Raw genomic sequence first — 477 nt, forward strand, 5'->3', positions numbered from 1 at the left:
ATTGCGAAAAATTATTGCAATCGATTGCGAAGCGCTTATGAGCATCCCTCAAGCCGCAATACAGCGGACACTAGGAGGGGTTATCATGAAGCTTGCAACGCTTTTGCTCGCCGGTACGGCTTTGGCGTTTCTGCCGCAGATCGCACTCGCGCAGAGTTCCGTGCCCGCGCCGGAAGCGGCCGCCGCGCCCGAAGCCAAAACAGATGCTGCCGATATCATTGTGACAGGTACCGCTCGGCCCGAGCGCCGTTTGACGACCAGCATCTCCATCAGCGCGGTCGACTCTCAGGAAATCGCCAAGCTCGCCCCAATGGGCAGCGCCGACCTGTTGCGCAACATTCCGGGCCTGCGCGCCGAATCTTCAGGCGGCGAAAGCAACGCCAACATCGCGGTCCGCGGTTTGCCGGCGGCAAGCGGTGGCGGCAAGTTCGTTCAGTTTCAGGAAGATGGCCTGCCGGTGCTGGATTTTGGCGATAT

1 protein-coding gene is annotated in these 477 nt (G+C 60.2%); it reads left to right on the top strand.

Going from position 1 to position 477, the window contains the following annotated elements:
• Positions 1-85: 85 nt before the first annotated feature.
• On the top strand, positions 86-477 hold a 392-nt coding region (locus AACY45_RS28260), incomplete at its 3' end, for a TonB-dependent receptor plug domain-containing protein (RefSeq protein ID WP_339548766.1).

Source organism: Pseudomonas sp. RA_35y_Pfl2_P32 (assembly GCF_963970735.1).
In the GTDB taxonomy this organism is placed as follows: Bacteria; Pseudomonadota; Gammaproteobacteria; order Pseudomonadales; family Pseudomonadaceae; genus Aquipseudomonas.